At 73.0% G+C, this 16,063-nt stretch carries 11 protein-coding genes; 8 read left to right on the top strand and 3 right to left on the bottom strand.

What is annotated here, in order from left to right; translation table 11 throughout:
* Positions 1–16: 16 nt before the first annotated feature.
* Positions 17–448 carry a hypothetical protein gene (locus tag ACWCPI_RS33870; RefSeq protein WP_451041781.1) on the bottom strand — a complete coding sequence of 144 codons (432 nt, stop codon included), beginning with the start codon at positions 446–448 and terminating at the stop codon, positions 17–19.
* Complete coding sequence (locus ACWCPI_RS33865; RefSeq protein ID WP_451041780.1) at positions 445–2,316, bottom strand: hypothetical protein; 1,872 nt, start codon at positions 2,314–2,316, stop codon at positions 445–447. The genes ACWCPI_RS33870 and ACWCPI_RS33865 overlap by 4 nt, the downstream gene beginning before the upstream one ends.
* A gap of 407 nt (positions 2,317–2,723) precedes the next feature.
* Between ACWCPI_RS33865 and ACWCPI_RS33860 the strand changes: the two genes are divergently transcribed.
* From ACWCPI_RS33860 to ACWCPI_RS33845, 4 genes are all read left to right on the top strand, one after another.
* Entirely contained in the window at positions 2,724–2,873 is a 150-nt protein-coding gene (locus tag ACWCPI_RS33860; RefSeq protein WP_388797366.1) for a hypothetical protein, read from the top strand.
* 248 nt (positions 2,874–3,121) lie between these two features.
* Positions 3,122–3,586, top strand: a complete 465-nt coding sequence (locus ACWCPI_RS33855) for a cell envelope biogenesis protein OmpA (RefSeq protein WP_451041779.1) — start codon at positions 3,122–3,124, stop codon at positions 3,584–3,586.
* An 806-nt stretch (positions 3,587–4,392) separates the two neighbouring features.
* Entirely contained in the window at positions 4,393–4,845 is a 453-nt protein-coding gene (locus tag ACWCPI_RS33850; RefSeq protein WP_451041778.1) for a MarR family winged helix-turn-helix transcriptional regulator, read from the top strand.
* Positions 4,846–5,013: 168 nt separating this feature from the next.
* Positions 5,014–8,025, top strand: coding sequence for a BTAD domain-containing putative transcriptional regulator (locus tag ACWCPI_RS33845; RefSeq protein ID WP_451041777.1), 3,012 nt, complete (start codon positions 5,014–5,016; stop codon positions 8,023–8,025).
* 477 nt (positions 8,026–8,502) lie between these two features.
* Here the strand turns inward: ACWCPI_RS33845 and ACWCPI_RS33840 are convergent, their stop codons facing one another.
* Positions 8,503–8,697 carry a hypothetical protein gene (locus tag ACWCPI_RS33840; RefSeq protein WP_451041776.1) on the bottom strand — a complete coding sequence of 65 codons (195 nt, stop codon included), beginning with the start codon at positions 8,695–8,697 and terminating at the stop codon, positions 8,503–8,505.
* A 247-nt stretch (positions 8,698–8,944) separates the two neighbouring features.
* Here ACWCPI_RS33840 and ACWCPI_RS33835 point away from each other — a divergent pair, with 247 nt between their 5' ends.
* From ACWCPI_RS33835 to ACWCPI_RS33820, 4 genes are all read left to right on the top strand, one after another.
* Entirely contained in the window at positions 8,945–10,777 is a 1,833-nt protein-coding gene (locus tag ACWCPI_RS33835) for a BTAD domain-containing putative transcriptional regulator (RefSeq protein ID WP_451041775.1), read from the top strand.
* A 97-nt stretch (positions 10,778–10,874) separates the two neighbouring features.
* Positions 10,875–14,138, top strand: a complete 3,264-nt coding sequence (locus tag ACWCPI_RS33830; RefSeq protein ID WP_451041774.1) for a non-ribosomal peptide synthetase — start codon at positions 10,875–10,877, stop codon at positions 14,136–14,138.
* 60 nt (positions 14,139–14,198) lie between these two features.
* Complete coding sequence (locus ACWCPI_RS33825; RefSeq protein ID WP_451041773.1) at positions 14,199–15,599, top strand: serine hydroxymethyltransferase; 1,401 nt, start codon at positions 14,199–14,201, stop codon at positions 15,597–15,599.
* Positions 15,596–16,063 (top strand): DUF2461 family protein (locus ACWCPI_RS33820; RefSeq protein WP_451041772.1); only part of this gene is annotated, 468 nt, incomplete at its 3' end. The genes ACWCPI_RS33825 and ACWCPI_RS33820, both read left to right, overlap by 4 nt.

Below are 16,063 nucleotides of genomic sequence, written 5' to 3'. Positions count from 1 at the left end.
GCTGTCCGGTCGGCTGTCAGCCGAGGAGTTGGGCGATCGCCTGCACCACGGCGGTCGCCGAGGCCACCGCGCCCACGGCGGCGGCCTGCGAACCGAGCCAGCGCCGGACGGTGCGAAGCACCTGCGTGAGGCGGCCGGAGTCGGCCGTGCCCGTGCGGGTGATCTCGGCCTCCAGACCGACGAGTTCTGCGTGCAGCGCGGAGTCCTCCGCCTCCCGCAGGCCGGCTCCGGGCAGTTCCGTCAGCAACTCCCGTACAGCCGCGAGGAGTTCTCGGTGGTGGGCGTCGGGAGCCGGGACGCCCGTGGTGTTGACCGAGACCGCCTGTCCGTGGCTGCCGGTGGCGATGGAGCCGCCGGACATCCGGCCGATGCTGACACCGCCCTCCGCGGCGGCCCCGCCGTCCGGGGTGCTCCGGGACGGCTGTGACGAGAAGCCGTTCTCGCTCATGAGGGATTTCCTTCCTGGCGCGGCAGTCCCGTGCCGGGCGCGGGGGAGGTGCGCGAGGACGCCTGACCGTGGCTGCCGGTGGCGATCGCGCCGCCCGACATGTCCTGGATGAAGACGCCTCCGCCACTGACCTGGTAGATGTGCTGTTCGAACTCTTCGGTCCGGTAGCCGTGCTCGCGCAGCGCCACACGGACGCCGCCCACGATCCGTTCCTGGACGGTCTTGATGTACCGCTCGGCGTCCATCTCCTGGAAGCGCGACAGGCCCTTCTGCGCGGCGAGCGCGCGCAGTGAGACGCGGGGGACGTCCGGTACCTCCTCGTCGGCGGACCAGCCGGAGGCGATCTCGCGGTACAGGCCGCCGATCGCGCCGATCGCGCAGTCCACACCGACAGCGGGAGCGTGCCGCAGGGCACGCAGCGCGGCGCTGGGCCACTTCTCCGGCAGTTGGTCCACCAGCGCGTCCACGCCCCGGAACTCCTTGCGGACCGGTCCCAGCACGTAGGACTCGACCTCCAGCACGAGCATGCCGCCCTGGGTGTGCACGCGCACGAGCACGGTCACGACGAGCTGTTCGTGCCATCCGCCGATCCGGACCCGCAGGAAGACCCGTCGCGCCTCGCCGCCCTCGTCCATCGCCTCGTCGAGGTGCGCGGCGATCTGCGCGGGGTCGTACACGGGGTGTCCCTCCTGGCTGCGGCCCCGCGCCGTGGCGGCGAAGGCCGCCGCGTCGTCGACGCCGCCTACCTCCACCTTCTCGTCGCGTCCGACACCGCCCGGAAGGTAGAGGAACCGCTCGATCTCCAGGTTGCGCAAGCGGTCCCGTCCGGTGCGCGCCGCGGACTCGCGCAGCTCGACCAGCTGCGGCTCGATCATGTCGAGAGCGGCACGGGCCGTCAGACGCTCCGTGCTCCGCCGCGCAGGCATGACTGCAGCGCCCTCGCTCGCGCCGCGGACCGCTTTGTCACTCTGGGCCGGGATCCGGTCCCCCAGCCCCTCGGACGCCTTGCGCAGTTCCATGGCGAACGACCAGCTCTGCCTGCGCGTGCCCATGCCGATGAACGGCTGCTCCAGGTCGTACAGCGTGACGGGGGCCTGCTGCTCCCTGTGGATGTTGCGCACCAGGTCGTCGTACGGCAGGCCCGCGGGGAGCCCGGGCTGGGTGGCTCTGGAGAACGTCCACTTCGAGAGCCACTCGCACAGCGCCTTGCGGTGGGCCGCCTGGTGCCGCCAGCCGATGAGGACGATCGCCAGGGGGAAGAGCGCCGGGTAGGGAGTTTGCGCTGTGCCGTCCAGGAGCCCGGCGAGGTAGAGGTACCAGTAGGCGGCGACGAACAGCAGACTGCCCGCACCGGCGAGGCGGCCCAGGCCGTCGGCAGCGCGGGCCACCGTGTCGGGCAGGCCCAACTCCTTCACGGCCGTGCCCCGTTGGCCGAGGGCGGCTGCCAGCCACTGCCCGAAGGTGACCATCGCGAAGAGCTGGGACCAGGGCATCGGGACCCCGCCGGTGACGTTCACCTGGCCTTCGTAGAGCGCGGTGAACACCTCAGCGAAACCCACCTCGGCGCCATGACCCCAGCTGTCGGACAGGCTGTCCCACACCATGACGAAGTCGGAGAGCACGAATCCGGCCCAGGCCGCGAGCATCAGCAGTGCCGTACGGGTCTCCCAGCGGGCCACCCGTACGGCGTGGGCGAGCACCGGCAGGACGTCCACGCCGAGGGCGGGTGCGACGGGCCGTTCCGGATGGCCGACCAGTTCGTCCATGACCCGGCGACGGAAGGCGGTGTCCTGATAGACGCCGGCGCACAGCAGCCGGGTGGCCTCGGTGCGGCTGTAGCGGTCTTCGGGAAGGCTGGTGCCCGGCACGGTGCTCCCATGGTGGTCGACGGTGGTCCTGTCCAGGTGTCGCGGTAAGGCTCCTCGCACGCGAAAGCCGGGTCGTGGGCCGCAGATGCCGACGCCGGACGGGCGACACGGGAACAGAAGCGCGACAGTAGAGGCCGGTGGTGCCCGGCACACACGGTCCCGCGGGTCTCTCCTCCGATCCGGTGAACATGCCAGGAGGGGCTGGACACGGGCTCCGCCACGAGCGGACCGAACGTTCGCCCGCTGTCCGGAGGACCGATGGCTTTCGCATGACACGCACGGTCGACCCGCCGACGGGACATCCGGATGCCCGGCGGCAGGGATGAGACGGCGAGGCGAGGGTAACCGCGTCCGTACGAAGCCTTCTTCGCAAGGGAGTTGTCGTCGACCGTCTCGGGAGGACAGTCGTGCCAGGCATGTTGGACAAGATCAGGCAGTTCAGCAGGAGCCCGCAGGGGCGCCGGGCCTTGGCGGAGGTACGCCGTGCCTCCGCCGACCCGCGGCGCCGGGCCCAGGCCCAGCGGCTGATCGGCAAGCTGCGGGGGCGGCGCCGCTGACGCACCGGCGCCTTTTGCCCGGCGGCCGGACGGCCCTGAGGGGCGTTCGCCGCAAGGCGTGAGGTTCGGCGTGAGCGCGGGTCGCGCCGGTGACGCCCTGCGGCGCACCGAGCGGCCCGCACTCGCGTACGGCCGACAGGAGGGGCGCACTGTCAGTGGCAGGCGCAAGAATGCGGATCAGCAAGATCGACGAAAGTCAGGAACGAGGCGGGCGGTGTCCGTTCCTCCCTCGTGGAAAGGACGTACCGATGCCTCTGGCCCCCTCCCGCACCCCGCTCCTCGTAGCGGACGCCGTGGTTCCCGCACCCGTTCCCGCCGAGCGCCGCGGCGCACGCGACCTGGCCGGGTACGTGGCACACACGCAGTTCGCCCGCCCGAGCGCTCGCGCCGTTCTGCACCCGCCCAGATCCACGAGGCCGCTCAACGCCCTCGCGTCGGATGTGCTGCGCATCGTGTCCGACTCCCGTACCCCCGTCTTCGTCACCGTCCACGACGGAGGGCGAATCCGCTACGGCTACTGGCGCCCGGTCGGCACCGCCACCGGCAGGGGCGGCTGCTACGTCGCCCTGCCGACCGACGTGTGCGAGGAACTGCGCACCGGCGGGCGCATAGCCCTGGGCGATCCCGTCACCGACCCGTCGAAGACCACCTACCGGGTCAGGCCGGCCCGGCCGCAGGGGAAGACGGGACGCGAAGAACGCCGTGCGGCATGAGAGAAGACTGCGTGGCATGAGGGACTGACGCCCCCGCTGGGTCGGTCGCGCAGCAGATCCGCCGTCGGGAACGACGTCCGCCGTCGACGCGGGCACCCCGAAGAGACGTCCGCCGTCGACGCGGGCACCCCGAAGAGCTGCCGCGGGGCGACGCGGCCACGGCAGCAGCTTCCGGGCGACGTCGGCACGCGGGCGGCGGCATGTCTCTCCGCATCCCCGACACGCCGGAACAGCGCATCGTCAACGTCTTCTTCGAAGGCCGCCGCCTGCCGGCCGACGCTTCGGGGTCCCGGCGGAGTACGGCGCAGACGGGCCGCGTCGGTGCAAGCGCGGTCCATGACACAGGGGAGACGCCCGGCGCCGCCGGGCCGTCGGCCCTCCGGGCGGTGCTCGTTCGGCCACCTGCGGCGACGTCACGTTCATGAGCGAGGCGGCGTGGCCGTGTCGCCAGCCTCCGGTCCGAGCGAGCGATCGGCCCGGGCCGATGCCGCCGGAGCGGGAAAGCGGATTCCCTCCCGGCTCACCGGACGGACAGTGACCGCGGTGGAAGGGCAGGTCGCCGTGCGAGGACGGCGCCGCCACCCCTGCGGGAGCGTGCCGAGGCCAACACCGCACCCCCGCAAGGCGGTAGCTCTCATTCCACTCATGGGAGACAACATAGACAGGGGTGTCGCTCACCTGTACGGTGCAGCAACGCGTGGCCGGGAAGCGCCGTCTGCGGCACACAACGTCGATCAGTGTGCCGATTTCTGCCTGAGGGGGACGTTGTGCGAGCTGCGACATCCGGTGTGGAGGTCCGTGACCGCATGAGCGCCGTCGACGCCCTCAGCCGCTCCGCCGTCGCCGTGCTCCATCTGAACGGCCGGTTCGTAGCACTGTTCAACGAGTTGACCCAGGCCTCAGGGCTGAGCGCCGCGCAATGGCAGGTCCTCGACGCGGTGGGCGCCAGCCCGCGGACCGTGTCCCACGTCGCGCGGCTGCTGGGCACCACCCGTCAGAGCGTGCAGCGGCTCGCCGACCTCCTGGTGGAACAGGGGCTGGCCGCCTACCGCGACAACCCCGCGCACCGCCGCGCCCGACTGCTGGCGGTCACCGGGGCGGGAGAGGTGGCGCTGCGCGAGGTCGGCCCCGGCCACGCCGAACTGGCCCAGCAACTGTGCGAGAAGCTCGGTGGGGAGGCCGAACTCCGGCGCACGGTAGAGACCTTGAGCGGACTGTCACGGGCCCTGTGCTCCGTCGCTCCGCGCGTCCCGTCCTGAGAAGGAGCCGGGCGGCAGCCTGCGACCGCTCCGACCAAGGGGCCGCACACGGCGTCACACGGCTTTGCCCACCCGCCGGTCGCTGTCCGACCGGCACCCTAGTTCGCCTTGATATAGCGTTACCGACCTGTCGCATGCCGCAGTCCGGGGGGACCGTTGAATCAGTTGGTGTTCAGACTGCTGGGTCCCCTGCTCGTCGAGGCCGACGGGGTCCCCCTGCGCATCAAGGGCAGACGGCAGTCCACCGCGCTGGCGATGCTGCTGCTGTCCGCCGACCGGATCGTCTCGGTCGACACCCTGGTGGACGCCGTCTGGCCGGAATCGCCCCCGGCGACCGCCCGCAACCAGATCGCCATCTGCGTGGCCACCCTGCGCAAGACGTTCAAGGAGGCCGGTGAGAGCGAACTGCTGCTCACCTCCCCGCCCGGCTACGTCCTGGCCCGCGGTGAACACCGCATCGACGTCGTGGAGTTCCTGCAGCAGGCCGAACGCGGCCGTGACGCCGCCCGGCTCGGACGGGCCGAGGAGGCGTGCAGCCTGCTGGAGGAGGCGCTCAGCACATGGCGCGGCCCGGCCCTCGACGAACTGACCGGGGAACGGATCGAGGCCGAGGCCGCCCGGCTCGAACAACTGCGCCTCGACCTGATCGAGGAACGCGCCGGCCTGATGCTGCAGCTGGGCCGGCACCGGGTGCTCACCGGTGAGCTCGGCGAACTGGTCGCCCGGCACCCGCTGCGGGAGCAGTCGCGCGAGCACCTGATGCTGGCGCTGTACCGCTCCGGGCAGCGCGCCGAGGCCCTGGAGGTCTTCCGGCAGGGCCGCCGGCTGCTGAACGAGGAACTCGGTATCGAACCCGGCCCGCCGCTGCAGCAGTTGCACGACCTGATCCTGCACGACTCACCCGAACTGACCAGGCCGCCCGCGGCTCCGGCCGCCTCCGTCACCGTCCAGACGGTCCCCGCCCAACTCCCGGCGGATGTACGGCGCTTCACGGGACGGCAGCAGGAGCTCGCCGCACTCGACAGACTGCTCAAGGAGCCGTACCACCCGCACGCGCCCGCCGTGGCGACGATCGTCGGGGTGGGCGGCGTGGGCAAGACCGCGCTCGCCGTCCACTGGGCGAGCCAGGCGGCCGAGCGCTTCCCCGACGGGCAGCTCTTCGCCGACCTGCGGGGCTTCGACGAGGAGAACCCGCCGGTGTCCCCGTCCGCCGTACTGGACCGCTTCCTGCGGGCCCTGGGAACGCCCGCCCCGCAGATACCCGAGGAGCCCGACGAACGCGCGGCGCACTTCCGCAGCCTGCTGAGCACCCGCAGGGTGCTGATCCTCCTCGACAACGTACGGTCCTTCGCCCAGTTACGGCCCTTGCTCCCGGGCGGCGGGCGCAGTGTCGTCCTGGCCACCGGGCGCGAGGCCCTCGACGACGTCACCGGCGACTACACCGCTGTGCGTATCCGGCTGCGCGTCCTGCCGCAGTCCGAAGCCACCACCCTGCTCACCAAGATCGCCGGCGCCGACCGGTTCGGCAGCGACCCGGTGGCGCTGGAGCAGCTGAGCGCCCTGTGCGACCGGCTGCCGCTGGCGCTGCGGATCGCCGGTGCCCGGCTCGCCGCCAAACCCGGGCTGAGCGTACGAGGGCTGGTCGAGCGGCTGCGCGACCAGCGACGGCGGCTCGACGAACTCAGCCCTGAGGAGGGCGGGGTGCGGGCGGGCTTCCGCCTGACCTACCGCGACCTGTCCCCGGACGCCGCCCGCATGTACCGCCGGCTCGGGTTGCTGCGCACCGCGGACTTCGCGGCATGGGTCGCCGCGGCCACCGTGGAGACCGACCTGTGGCACGCCGAGGAGCTGCTGGACCAGCTCGTCGACGCCCAACTGCTGGAGGCCGTGGATCCGGTGCCGGGCAGGGCGGCCCGTTACCGCTTCCAGGATCTGCTTCAGCTGTTCGCCCGCGAACGCGCGGAGGCCGACGAGACGCAGCAGGAGTGCGACGCCGTACTGGAGCGGACCTTCGCGGCCTGGCTCTGGCTCGCGGAGGAGGCCCACCGGCGCCTGGCCGGGCGCGAGTTCCCGGTCGGCCGCCCCGCGGAGCCGGCGCCCAGGTTCCTGCGGGGCGAGACGGACGAGCTGCTGGCCTCACCGCTCGACTGGTTCGACTCCGAGCGCGCCGCCGTCACCGACGTGGTGGTGCACGCGGCCGAGCTGGACCGGGCCCGGTACGCCTGTGCCCTGACCGAGAGCGCTGTGCTGCACCTGGAGACCCGCAACTACCTGGAGGACTGGCAGCGCTGCGCCGAGGCGTCCCTGTCGTCGGCCCGCCGCACCGGCGACCGGTCCGGGGAGGCCACCATGCTGCGGCTGCTCGGCTCCCTCGCCATCTACCAGCGGCGCTATGAGCTGGCCGAGGGCCGCAACATGGCGGCGCTGCGGCTGCTGCGGGAGACGGGCGACCCGCACGGCGCGGCGCTGGCCCAGCGCAACCTGGCCATGTGCGCCCGGTTGCAGGGCGACTGGGAGCGGGCGCTGGAGCACTGCCGGGCGGCGCTCAAGGGTTTCGCCACGTCCGGGGACGTCGGCAACCAGGCCCACCTGCTGGGCTACTTGGCTCAGATCGAGCTCGACCGCGGCCAGGTGGACCGGGCGCTGCCGCTGGCCGTGGAGGCGGTCGGGCTGAGCCGGCGGTCCGGATCGGTCCGCGCGGAGACCCAGAGCGTGTACCGGCTCGCCGAGGTACGGCTGCACGCCGGCGAACTGGACCTGGCCGCCGAGTCCTTCCACGACGTGCTGCAACTGGCCCGCAAGGAGGGCGACCGCGTCGGCGAGGCCCACGCCCTGCGGGGGCTGGGCGAGACCCAGTGGAGCCAGGGCCTCCTCCCGACGGCCGAGCGCACCCTGGAGCAGGCCCTGGAGATCACTGAGGAACTGGGCGACCGCTTCCTGTACGCCCGGGTCCAGACGGACCTCGGCTGCGTCGGCGCCCTCGGCGGTGACCGTGCGGCGGCGGAGCGCAGGTTCGAGCGGGCCTACGCCGCGCTCGGGGAGGTCGGAGCGCAGCCCTGGCGGGCGGGCGTGCTACGGCTGATGGCCGCGGTACGGGACGGTGCCGTGACCGACACCCAGGCGGAACGATGCTTCACGCCGCAGGCCTTGCGCCGGCTGCTGACAGACGGTAAAGGCTGAACGCCGGTATCGGCCGCGCGTCCGCTGCGGACGCGTACAGGGCCCGCACCGGCACGTGCGGGCCCTGCGGTGGGGATGCCTCCGAAGCCGCACGCACGGCGGCCTCGGCTGCGGCCGCCGGGGTGGCGCGGGTGAGGGATGCGGATGGCGCGGCTGCCGGCTCCGTCGGCAGACCCGAGTGATCTCTCGGGAGGACGGACGCGGTGCGGCTGCCGAGTGCCCGCCCGACTTGGTGCGGGCGGCGGCGCCGGCCGGAGAAGGAGACCCGGCCGCGGATGTCACGGGCCCGCGTGGCGCGGACGCCGACGGTGGGCCCCCGCGGGCTTCGGATGCCGGCCCTGAGGGGTGCGGTACGGGCGGTGCGGCCGGCCCCGGCGTGAGTGCCGGGTTCGTCGCACGTGGTGCGAGAAGAGCGTGCGGTCGCCCCTGTCACGGGCTCCGCGGGAGCGCGGCTCACCCAGGTGAGCCCTCAGTGGGTCATCCCCAGGGCATGTCGTCGTCGGCCATGGCCGGCTGCTCGACCGGCCTGACGACGCCCCAGGGCATGTCGCCCGCCGTCACGGTGGTCGAGTGTGCGGTGGTAGCCAGCCCGGCGCCGGTACCTGTGACGAGTCCGGCCAGAACGACCAGACCTGCTATCGCCGCCCGCTTCGCCGTCCGAGTGCTGCGCATGGAGACTCCCTCTGCCGGTGGACCGTACAGCCGCTCTCTGCGGTGTGAACGGACACTAGGGACGGCTCCTTTCGAATCATTGTCCCGCCGCTTTCATGCTTCGGGGCACCCGTGAAATCGACACGATATCGAGAAAATAACGGAACCCTCTAGCTTCGTTCGCAGATTCTTCGCATGAATCACGAACGGGGATGTCATGGAATTCCGAGTGCTCGGGCCGGTAGAGGTGCGCCATGGAGGACACCGGGTGCCGATCTCCGGGTCGAAGCTGCACACCGTGCTCGCGGCACTCCTGCTGGCGCGCGGCGAGGTGGTGTCCGACGACCGGTTGAGCCGGCTGCTGTGGGGATGGACGCCGCCGGCCACCGCCGGCGCCCAGCTGTACACCTATGTGTCCAGGCTCCGGAAGATGCTCGGCGATGACATACTCATCGACCGCAGGCCACCCGGATATGCCATGGCCATAGGAAATTCACTGGTCGACCTGTTCGCATTCGAGGAACTCGCGCGCGCGGGACGGGAAGCACTGTTCGCACAGGACCACGAAAAAGCCGCCGACCTTCTCAGGGACGCCCTGGCACGGTGGAGCGGCCCGCCCCTGGCGAACGCCACCGAGCATCTCGAGGAGGCCGAGGCACCGACTCTGCTGGAGGCCCGCGCCGCCACGTTGGAGTACCGGATCGCGGCCGATCTGGCGCTCGGCCGGCACGAGCAGATCACCGCCGAGCTCACCGGGCTGGTGGCCGAGTTCCCGCTGCGCGAGCGTATCCGCGGTCAGTTGATGACCGCGCTGTGCCGCAGCGGCCGTCAGGCCGACGCCATCCACGTCTACCACCACGGCCGCGCGGAGCTGGCCGAGGAACTCGGCGTGGACCCTTGTGAGGAACTGCAGGCGACCTACCGGGCCCTGCTGGAGGGCACCCTCGCCCGGCTGCCGCAGGCCGACGCCGCGCCGAGGTCCGCACACCAGGCCGATCCGGCCGCGGGTGACGCACCCGACGGCGCGAGCCCGCCGCACGGCGTCCCGGCGACGCTGCCCCCGGACACGGTCGACTTCACCGGCCGGGAACGCGAACTCGACCTGCTGCGACGTGCGTTGGCGCCGAACGCCGCCACCGCCGACCGCCCACGACGGGTCCTGGTGACCGGGATGGCCGGGGTCGGCAAGACCGCGCTGGCCGTGCACGCCGCCCACCGCTGCAAGCGCTGGTTCCCCGACGGGCAGCTGTACGCCGACCTGCGCGCCCCGGACGGCACGGTGCGGCCCGCCGGCCGGGTGCTGCTGCACCTGCTGAGGGCTCTCGGGCTGCCCATGGAAGCGCACGACGCCGAGGACACCGACGAACTGGTCCGCCTGTACCGGGAACGCACCGGCGGTCAGCGGCTGCTGATCCTGCTGGACAACGCGGCGGGCGCCGCACAACTCGGCCCCCTGCTGCCCAACACCCCCGAACCAGCCGTCCTCGTCACCGGCCGCACCGCTCTGCCCACCATCGCCGGAGCGCACACCGTGGCCCTGGACCCGCTGGAGGACGGGCCGGCGCTGCAGTTGCTCGCGGCCGCCGCGGGACCGGACCGGATGGCCGCCGCACCCGGTGCGGCCGGTGCCATCGTGGAGCACTGCGCCGGCCTTCCGCTGGCCCTGCGGATCGTCGGCACCCGGATCGCCGCCCGCCCGCACTACACCCCGGACCGGCTCGCCCGCCGACTCGCGGACCCGGCCCTGCGCCTGCGTGAACTGCACTCCGGCGACCTCGACGTGCACGGCGCCCTGCTGCCGTCGTGGCGGGGCCTTGCGCCGGCGGCCCGCCGGGCGTTCCCCGCGCTCGCCGCCCTGGGGCTGCATCCGTTCCCCGCGGTCGAGGCTGCGGCGCTGCTCGGGCTGCCCGAGCAAGACGCCGAACTGCTGCTGGAGGCCATGGCGGACGAGGCGCTGCTGGAGGTCAGCGGCGCGGACCGGTACGGCCGGCCCTGCTACCTCTTCCACCCGCTGGTACGGCTGTTCGCCCTCTCCCTGCCGGGCGAACGGGCGAGAGGCGAACCGGCGAAACGCTCACCGAACAGCGTAACCGGTGGCTAACCGGCCCGCCCTAGCCTCGCCCCTGCCCCGTGGCGCGACGCCCCCGAGCAACCGGCCCGATGCCCCTTTTCTTCGTCACTGCGAGTGGAGTTGGACCATGACCGAGCTCTTGCACGGCCCCACCGACAGCGCCGCGCCCTTCCCGATGACCGAGACCCAGCAGGCGCTGATGATCGGCCGGGGCGAGGGCGTCGAGCTGGGCAGCATCGGCTGCTACGGCTACTTCGAGTGGGAGCGCGCCGATCTGGACCCGGAGCGTTTCGCGACGGCCTGGCGCCGGGTCGTCGCCCGCCACGACATGCTGCGCGCGGTCGGCCGCTCCGACGGCACCCAGCACGTGCTCGCCGAGCCCCCGCCCTACGACATACCGGTCGTCGACCTGCGGGACACCGATCCGGCGGAGGCGGAGCGCCGGCTCGCGCGGCTGCGGACGCAGATGAGCCACCAGGTGTTCCCGGTGGGCAGCTGGCCGCTGTTCGACCTGCGGATCGTCCGGCTGCCGGGGGAGGGGAACCTCAGCCGGATCCACCTGGGCATCGACCTGCAGGTGCTGGACGCGTCCAGCGCCTTCCAGGTGCTCTTCCCCGACCTGATCGACCTGTACGAGAACCCGGCGGCGCAGCTGCCCGAGCCGGGCATCACCTTCGCCGAGTACGCCCGCTGGCGCGCCGACGTCCTGCCCGGCACCGCTGCCTTCGCGGCGGCGCGCGACTACTGGGTCCAGCGGGTGCCGCAGCTGCCGCCCGCCCCCTCCCTGCCGGCCGGGCCCGCCCGGGACGACGGCGAGGTCCGCTTCGAGCGGCACGAGCACCGCCTCGCCGCCGACGACTGGCAGCGCTTGCAGCGGCTGGCACGAGAGGCGGAGGTGACCCCGTCGGTCCTGCTCACCGCCGCGTTCGCCGAGGTGGTGCGCTGCTGGGCGGAGGAAGCCGACTTCACCCTCAACTACCCGGTGTTCCAGCGGCCCTCGGTGCACGAGGACATCGGCAGCGTCCTGGGCGACTTCACCAACGCCGTCATGCTCACGGCGGACAGCTCCGGCGCCACCTTCCTGGACCGGGCGCACGCCCTGCGCGACCAGCTGCACCGGGACATGGAGCACGGCAGCTTCAACGGCGTCCGGGTGCTGCGCGAGCTCACCCGGCTGCACGGCGCGGGCGCCCAGGCCGGGATGCCGGTGGTCGTCACCAGCCTGCTCGACTACCCCGCCCGGCGCCCGGTCACCGACCTGGGGCACGAGGTGTACTCCATCTCGCAGACCCCGCAGGTCTCCCTGGACGTGCAGCTGCGCGAACTCGGCGGCGAACTGCGCGTCATCTGGGACTACGTGGACGGCGCCTTCGCACCCGGCTTCACCGAGGCCGCGTTCGGCGCCTACACCACCCTGCTGCGGCGCCTCCTGGACGACCCCGGCAGTCTGCGCACCCGGCGCTTCGACCTGATCCCGCCCGCCGAGCGGGAACTGCGCCGCCGCGTCAACGACACCGCCGGCCAGATCCCGTACACCACCCTGCACGAGCTGTTCGCCGAGCAGGCCGCGCGCACCCCCGGCGCCGAGGCCCTCGTCGACGCCGGCCGCCGGCTCACCTACGCCGAACTCGCCGCGTACGCCTGGCGCATCGGGCGGCGGCTGCGCGCGGACGGCGCGCGGCCCGGCGAGCTGGTCGCCGTCGTGATGGAGAAGGGCTGGGAGCAGTACGCGGCGGTGTACGGCATCCTGGCCTCCGGCGCTGCCTACCTGCCGCTGGACGCTTCCGTGCCGCCGGAGCGGCTGCGCCGGCTGCTCGACCAGGCCGGCGTGGACACGGTCCTCACCCAGTCGGCGCTGGAGACCCGGATCGAGTGGCCGCGGCACCTGCGGCGCCACCTCGTCGACCGGGACTTCGAGACCGGCGACGCCACCCGGCCCGAGACCGCGCAGACCCCCGCGGACCTCGCGTACACCATCTTCACCTCTGGTTCGACCGGCGAGCCCAAGGGCGTCATGGTGGACCACATCGGCGTGGTCAACCTGATCCGTGACGTCGCCCAGCGGTTCGGCGTGAACGCCTCGGACCGGCTGCTGGCCATCTCCGGGCTGCACTTCGACGCCAGCATCTACGACGTGTTCGGCGTGCTCACGCAGGGCGGCACGGTGGTGATCCCGCCACCGTTCGGCCACGCGGAACCGGACGTGTGGGCCGACCTGGTCGCCGCCGAACACGTGACGCTGTGGAACTCCGTACCGGTGCTGATGGAACTGCTTGTCGGCGAGGCCGAGGTGCGCGAGCGGCGGGGCGGCGACCGGCCGCTGCGGTCGCTGCGGCTGTCGGTGCTCTCCGGCGACTGGATCCCGCTGACCCTGCCGGACCGCCTGCGCGCCCAGAGCCCCGGCATCCAGGTCGTGGGATCCGGCGGCCCGACGGAGACCATCTGCTGGTCGCTGTTCCAGCCCATCGGGGAGGTCGACCCGACCTGGACGAGCATCCCGTACGGCACGCCCATCACCAACCAGCGCTACTACGTCGTCGACGGCACCGCCCACGAGCGTCCGCTCGGCGTCGTCGGCGAGATGGCCGTGGCCAGCGACGTCGGCCTGGCGCTCGGCTACCTGGGCGACGAGGAGCGCACCCGCGACCGCTTCGTCCACCTCCCCGAGACCGGTGAACGCGCCTACCTGACCGGCGACCTGGGCCGCTACCTGCCCGACGGCAGCATCGAGATCCTCGGCCGCGACGACTTCCAGGTGAAGGTCCAGGGCCACCGCATCGAACTCGGTGAGATCGAGGCGGCACTGCGCCAGGACGAGCAGGTCGACGCCGCCGTGGTCGTCGCCCCGGCCAGCGCCCACGGCGTCCGGCGGCTGCACGCCTACGTCGTCGCCGGGCCGGGCGGCTCGGGCGAGCAGATCCTGGCGCGGCTCTGCGAGCAGCTGCCGACGTACATGGTGCCCGCCGCGCTCACCGTGCTGGACGAACTGCCACTCACCCGCAACGGCAAGGTCGACCGTCTGCTGCTGGCCTCCCGGGCCGGAACCCAGCAGTCGGCCGAGGACCGCGCCGCGGACCGGGACACGGAACCCGGCGACGCGCTGGAGCTGGTGCTCTGCGCGGCCATCGGCGACATCCTCGGCCTGGACCACGTGGGACCCGCGGACAACTTCTTCAAACTGGGCGGCGACTCGCTCAGCGGCACCCGCCTGGCCGGCCTCCTCCAGGAGCTGCTGGGAGTGCCCGTACCGGTCAGGACCGTGTTCCGCACCCCGGTCGTCGCCGAACTCGCCGCGAAGATCGCCGCCGACGAGGAGCACGGCGCCGAAGCGGTCGCGACCGCGGAGGCGCTCAGCGAGCTGTCCCCGGACGACGCGGACGCCCCGCACTGACGGCGGCACCGGACCGTCGCACGGCACCAGCCGATTCACCCACTCCAGGAGGGGACAGCCATGACGTTCACCATGCCGGCGCCGGTCGAAGCGCCGGCCGGCGACCACGTCGCCCCGCACGCCGGGCCAGGACCGCACGCACCCGACCCGATCACCTTCGCCGGCCGCGCCGCCGCCCGGCTGCGGCAGACCGACACCACGCTGTACGAGCTGCTCAACCGGGAGGCGGCCCGGCAGAACAACACCCTGATGATGGTCGCCGCCTCCAGCGTCGCCGACCCGTCGGTGCTGGCCTGCGGCGGCAGCACCCTCGGCAACCTCACCGCCGAGGGCTACCCGGGCGCCCGCTACCACGCGGGCTGCGGCGTCGCCGACGAGATCGAGCGGCTGGCGATCGAGCGGGCCCGCACCGCGTTCGGCGCCCGCGACGCCATCGTCCAGCCGCACTCCGGCTCGTCCGCCAACCTCGCGGTGCTCACCGCCCTGCTCAGCCCCGGCGACACCCTGCTCGGCCTCGACCTCGACTGCGGCGGCCACCTCACCCACGGCTCGCCCGCCTCGGTCAGCGGCCGCTACTACAACGCCAAGGGCTACCGACTCACCCCTCAGGGCCTGCTCGACTACGACCAGATCCGCGAACTCGCCCTCGCCCACCGGCCCAAGCTCATCGTGTGCGGGGCGAGCGCCTACCCGCGCAGCATCGACTTCGCCCGGTTCCGGGAGATCGCCGACGAGGCCAACGCCTACCTCCTCGCCGACATCTCGCACATCGCGGGCCTGGTCGCCGCCGGCCTCCACCCCAGCCCCGTCGACCACGCCCACATCACGACCACCAGCACCTACAAGCAGCTGTACGGGCCGCGCGGCGGCCTGATCCTGCTCGGCCGCGACGCCCGGCGGGCCGGCCCCGAACGCGGCACGCTCGCCGCCACCATGCGCCGCGCGGTCTTCCCCTTCACCCAGGGCACCCCGGACCTGGCGTCCGTCGCGGCCAAGGCACGCGCCCTGCACTACGTGGCCGGGCCCGAGTTCGCCGCACTCGCCCAGCGGCTCGCCGACGGCGCCCAGGCCATCGCCGAACGGCTCGTGCAACGGGGCATGCGCCTGGTCACCGGCGGCACCGACACCCACATGGTCCTCATCGACCTGCGCGGCACCGGGCTGACCGGCGACATCGCCGAGGAGGCCCTGGAGTCCTGCGGGATCATCGTCAACCGCAACCGCGTCCCCGGCGACATGACCCCCGTGCGCACCACGAGCGGCCTGCGCCTGGGCAGCAACACCCTCGCCGCCCGCGGCATGGACCGCGCCGCCGCCGCCTCGTGCGCGGACCTGGTCGCCGACGTGCTCGACGCGCTGCGGGCCGGTTCCGGAGTGCTCCCCGACGCGGCGCGTGCGGCGGCACGGGCCCGGGTCGTCGAGCTCTGCGCCCGCCACCCCCTCCCGGGCTACCTGTCGTGACGTTCAGCGGTTTCCCGCCCTCCGCGCCGCGCCTGTACGCGCAACTCGCCGCCGACAACACCAAGGAGGCCTGGCGGCTGCGCCACCGCGCGGTCTACGAGAGCGACGTGCGGGCCCCCATGGAGGAGCTCGCCGCGGAACTGTCCGCGCACTTCGCCCCGGACGACGACGGGGTGCGGCTGCTCGGCCCCGTCCGCGACACCCGGATGTCGAACGACAAGTCGCCGTACAAGACGTACCAGGGCGCCTACCTCGACGTACTGCCCGCCCTCGGCTTCTGGGTCCACCTGGACCGGGACGGGCTGTACGCCTCCGGCCGCTACTACCCGTACGCGACCGCCGAGATCACCCGGTACCGCGCCCCCCGCCGGGCTGAGGACGGCGGCGCGCACCTCCCCGCGCTAACCCCCCCGCGGTCCCGGCCCGGCTTCCACCTCGGGGGCGACCCGCGCGCCCCCCCGCCC

The organism is Streptomyces sp. NPDC001920, from assembly GCF_053594495.1.
Note: the sequence above shows the minus strand (reverse complement) of the source record. Positions and strands in the feature narration are given on the sequence as shown.

Bases quoted from the DNA above. Each gene is read 5' to 3' on its own strand.
- ACWCPI_RS33840 (WP_451041776.1), bottom strand. From the start codon at position 8,697: ATGCGCAGCACTCGGACGGCGAAGCGGGCGGCGATAGCAGGTCTGGTC.
- ACWCPI_RS33830 (WP_451041774.1), top strand. From the start codon at position 10,875: ATGACCGAGCTCTTGCACGGCCCCACCGACAGCGCCGCGCCCTTCCCG.
- ACWCPI_RS33855 (WP_451041779.1), top strand. From the start codon at position 3,122: ATGCCTCTGGCCCCCTCCCGCACCCCGCTCCTCGTAGCGGACGCCGTG.
- ACWCPI_RS33850 (WP_451041778.1), top strand. From the start codon at position 4,393: ATGAGCGCCGTCGACGCCCTCAGCCGCTCCGCCGTCGCCGTGCTCCAT.
- ACWCPI_RS33870 (WP_451041781.1), bottom strand. From the start codon at position 448: ATGAGCGAGAACGGCTTCTCGTCACAGCCGTCCCGGAGCACCCCGGAC.
- ACWCPI_RS33825 (WP_451041773.1), top strand. From the start codon at position 14,199: ATGACGTTCACCATGCCGGCGCCGGTCGAAGCGCCGGCCGGCGACCAC.